Annotated in this window: 4 protein-coding genes and 1 pseudogene; all 5 read left to right on the top strand. The window is 67.4% G+C overall.

Annotated elements, in window-relative coordinates:
- Window positions 1-111: 111 nt before the first annotated feature.
- A complete protein-coding gene (gene rplO / locus HUU96_RS12525) occupies window positions 112-654 on the top strand; it encodes a 50S ribosomal protein L15 (protein WP_174293102.1) in 543 nt (180 codons plus the stop codon).
- A gap of 179 nt (window positions 655-833) precedes the next feature.
- Window positions 834-2,198, top strand: a complete 1,365-nt coding sequence (gene secY / locus HUU96_RS12520; protein ID WP_174293101.1) for a preprotein translocase subunit SecY — start codon at window positions 834-836, stop codon at window positions 2,196-2,198.
- A gap of 45 nt (window positions 2,199-2,243) precedes the next feature.
- Window positions 2,244-2,891: an adenylate kinase gene (locus tag HUU96_RS12515; RefSeq protein ID WP_174293100.1), complete on the top strand. Its 648-nt coding sequence runs from the start codon at window positions 2,244-2,246 to the stop codon at window positions 2,889-2,891.
- Window positions 2,892-3,071: 180 nt separating this feature from the next.
- Window positions 3,072-3,764, top strand: a complete 693-nt coding sequence (locus HUU96_RS12510) for a response regulator transcription factor (RefSeq protein ID WP_174293099.1) — start codon at window positions 3,072-3,074, stop codon at window positions 3,762-3,764.
- Window positions 3,765-3,818: 54 nt separating this feature from the next.
- Window positions 3,819-4,068: pseudogene (locus HUU96_RS12505) on the top strand (signal protein); the annotation flags it as partial.

The raw sequence follows: 4,068 nt of genomic DNA, 5'->3' as shown, positions 1-4,068 counted from the left end.
CGCGGATCGCTTCCTACTCCCCCTCACCCTTCCGCCGCCTTTCAGGCGGCTCCCTCCCTCTCCCACAGGGGGAGAGGGATTGCGCGTAACAAGCGAAAGCGAGTGCATGATATGAAACTGAACGAACTGCGCGACAATGACGGCGCACGCAAATCCAAGATCCGCGTCGGCCGCGGTATCGGCTCGGGCAAAGGCAAGACCGGCGGGCGCGGCCAGAAGGGCCAGAAGAGCCGCGAGGGCGTCAGCATCGCCGGCTTCGAGGGCGGGCAGATGCCGCTGCATATGCGGCTGCCCAAGCGCGGCTTCAACAACCTGTTCGCCAAGGACTATGCCGAGGTGAACCTGGGCGCGATCCAGAAGGCGGTCGACGCCGGCAAGATCGAGGCGAACGCTGCGCTCGACCATGCCGCGCTCAAGGCCGCGGGCCTGGCGCGCGGCGGCAAGGATGGGGTCCGCCTGCTCGGCAAGGGCGAGCTGACGACGGCGCTGACCTTCACCGTCGCCGGCGCGTCCAAGGGCGCGATCGAGGCGGTCGAGAAGGCGGGCGGCTCGGTCTCGGTGATCGAGGTCGTCGCACCGGCCGACAAGGCCGCCGCCAAGAAGGGCGTGAAGTACAAGGAGCGCCAGGCGCACAAGGCGTCGTTCAAGGCGTAATATTCGTCATGCCGGGCTCGTCCCGGCATCCAGAGCCGTGAGCAATGCCGTTCGTGACCCTGGACCCCGGCACAAGGCCGGGGTGACGACAGCGGGTTAGACAAGACGCCCGACACACCTATATGAGCGGCGGGGGCGGATAACGCATCCCGCCGCTTCAGGTTTCAGGACTATAGACGATGGCATCCGCAGCCGACCGTATGCAGCAGAGCGTGAACTTCGGGAAGTTCGCGCAGGCGACCGACCTCAAGAAGCGGCTGTGGTTCACCATCGGCGCGCTGATCATCTTCCGCCTGCTGTCCTATGTGCCGCTGCCGGGGGTCGACCCCACCGCGCTCGGCCTGCTGGCGGGCAAGACCAGCGGCGGCGTGCTCGATTTCTTCAACACCTTCTCGGGCGGCAGCCTCAAGCGGATGAGCCTGACCGCGCTTGGCGTCATGCCTTATATCACCGCCTCAATCGTGGTGCAGCTGGCGACCTCGCTCAGCCCGCAGCTCGGCGCGATCAAGAAGGAAGGCGAGAGCGGGCGCAAGAAGCTCAACCAATATACCCGTTACGGAACGGTGCTGCTCACCGCCATCCAGGGTTTCGTCATCGCCAAGGGGCTGGAGACGATCGGTGCCAATAACGGCGTCCAGGCGGTGGTCGAGCCGGGCACGCTGTTCCGCGTCGCCGCCGTCGTGTCGCTGATCGGCGGCACCATGTTCCTGATGTGGCTGGGCGAGCAGATCACCAGCCGCGGCATCGGCAACGGCGTGTCGCTGATCATCATGGCCGGCATCGTCGCCAATCTGCCGACCACCATCGTCAACCTGATGGAGAGCGGCCGGTCGGGGTCGATCAACCCGGCGGTGATCCTGGGCGTGGTCGCGGCGGTGGCGTTGCTGGTGCTGTTCATCTGCTTCATGGAGCGGGCCCAGCGCCGCATCCTGATCCAGTATCCCAAGCGCCAGACCCAGCGCGGGATGCAGGCGGACCGCAGCCACTTGCCGTTGAAACTCAACACCGCCGGCGTCATCCCGCCGATCTTCGCCTCCTCGCTGCTGCTGCTGCCGCTGACCATCTCGCAGTTCGCCGGCAACCGCGTCGCCGGCGAGAGCCGCTGGGGCGACCTGATCATCACCCTCAACCAGTATCTGCAGCATGGCAGCCCGGTCTACATGACGCTCTATGGGGCGGGCATCATCTTCTTCTCGTTCTTCTATACCGCGGTGGTGTTCAATCCCGAGGAGACGGCGGACAACCTGAAGCGCTATGGCGGCTTCATCCCCGGCATCCGGCCCGGCAAGAATACCGAGACCTATTTCGATTATGTGCTGACCCGGATCACGGTGCTGGGCGCTGGATATCTGACCATCATCTGCCTGGTACCGGAGCTGGTGATGTCGTCGCTGGGCGTCAGTCTGGCGCTGACCGGCACCAGCCTGCTGATCGTCGTCAACGTGACGATGGACACGGTGACGCAGATCCAGTCGCACCTGCTGGCGCATCAATATGGCGACCTGATCAAGAAGGCGAAGCTGAAGGGCGGCCGATTGCGCTGACCGCGGCGGCTTGCGGCATCTCACGGTCCGGTTAGGGGAGGCGGCGTGAACATCATCCTTCTCGGACCGCCGGGAGCGGGCAAGGGCACGCAGGCGAGCCGGCTCGTCGCCGGCCGCAACATGGTCCAGCTGTCGACCGGCGACATGCTGCGCGCGGCGGTCAAGGCGGGGTCGCCGGTCGGCGTCAAGGCCAAGGCGGTGATGGCGGCGGGGGAACTTGTCTCCGACGCGATCGTCTCCGCGCTGATCGGCGAGCGCCTCGATCAGGGCGACACAGCCGCGGGCGTGATCTTCGACGGCTATCCCCGCACCGCCGCCCAGGCCGACGCGCTCGACATCCTGCTGGCGGAGCGCGGATCGGCGCTCGACTATGTCGTCGAGCTGGAGGTCGACGAGGCTGCGCTGATCGAGCGGATCGTCGGCCGCTTCACCTGCGCGCACTGCGGCGAGGGCTATCACGACGTCTTCAAGCTGCCGACCGTGGCCGGCGTGTGCGACGTGTGCGGCGCGACCGAGTTCAAGCGCCGCCCGGACGACAATGCCGAGACGGTCAGCACCCGAATGGCCGAATACCGCGCCAAGACCGCGCCGATCCTGCCGATCTACGAGGCGCGCGGGCTGGTGCGGCGGGTCAACGGCATGGCCGATATCGACGAGGTCAGCGCCGCGATCGCGGGCATCCTGGGCAGCTGACCTGCCCCGGCGCCGGGAGATCAATGACGCGCTCTTCATGTCCCGGTCACCGCCTCGCCTGCCCGCCGCTGCTATTGCACGCGGACAGTTTGCGAGTTCGGTGCCCGTCACTCCCGGGGGTGCCGTAGGGGGCCGGCGGAGACTATGCTTTCCGTCGGCCTTTCACCTATGGAGTAGGGCGTGAGCCGCAAGATCCTGATCGTCGAGGATGATGCCTCGACCGCCGCTTATCTCGCCAAGGGCCTGTCGGAGGCCGGCTATTCGGTCGAGACCTGCCGCGATGGTCGCGACGGGCTGTTCCTTGCCAGCGAGGGTATCTTCGACCTTGTCGTCGCCGACCGGATGTTGCCCGGGCTGGACGGCCTGGCGATGATCAGCGCGATCCGCGCGGCGGGGATCGGCACGCCGACGCTGGTGCTGTCGGCGCTCGCCTCGGTCGACGACCGGGTCGACGGGCTGAAGGCGGGGGCCGACGATTATCTGTGTAAGCCGTACAGCTTCGCCGAGCTGTCGGCGCGCGTCGAGGCGCTGGTCCGTCGCGGCGACCGCGCAGCTGCCGAGCCGACCAAGACCAAGCTGTCGGTCGGCGATCTGGAGGTCGACCTGCTGTCGCGGATCGTCACCCGCGCCGGCCGCGCCATCCCGCTCGGCGCGCGCGAGTTCAACCTCTTGGAGTTCCTCGTCCGCCACGCCGGCCAGGTCGTCACCCGCACGATGATGCTGGAGAAGATCTGGAACTATCATTTTGACCCGGGCTCCAACGTCGTCGACGTCCATATCGGCCGGCTGCGCCGCAAGCTGGAGGACGGCTTTTCCTCGCCGATCCTCCACACCGTGCGCGGGGCGGGCTATCGACTGTCGGCGGAAGGCTGAGCCGCGATCCCGCGCGTCAGGCTGTCGGTCACCGCGCGCATCACCCTGCTGGCGGTGGCGCTGGCGCTGGTGTCGAGCCTGGTGCTGATTGGCGTCATCTGGAAGCAGACCCATGACGAGACGCTGGGGGCCGTCCGCCGCGAGACCACGGAGGAGGCCGACGCGCTGCTGGCGGTATGGCGCGACGGCGGCACCGCGGCGGTCGGCAGCGCCATCGCCCATGCCCGCACGCCGGGCGACGAGTCGCTGCTGCTCGCGGTGCTCGACGGGCGGGGTCGGCGCATCGCCGGTTTTGCCCCGGAGC

The organism is Sphingomonas bacterium (assembly GCF_903644135.1).
Classification (GTDB): domain Bacteria; phylum Pseudomonadota; class Alphaproteobacteria; order Sphingomonadales; family Sphingomonadaceae; genus Sphingomonas.
This window is presented reverse-complemented; position numbering and strand designations above follow the sequence as displayed.

What these genes read in the sequence shown, in the direction of transcription:
- rplO (WP_174293102.1), top strand. Translation starts at nt 112, where the DNA reads ATGAAACTGAACGAACTGCGCGACAATGACGGCGCACGCAAATCCAAG.
- secY (WP_174293101.1), top strand. Translation starts at nt 834, where the DNA reads ATGGCATCCGCAGCCGACCGTATGCAGCAGAGCGTGAACTTCGGGAAG.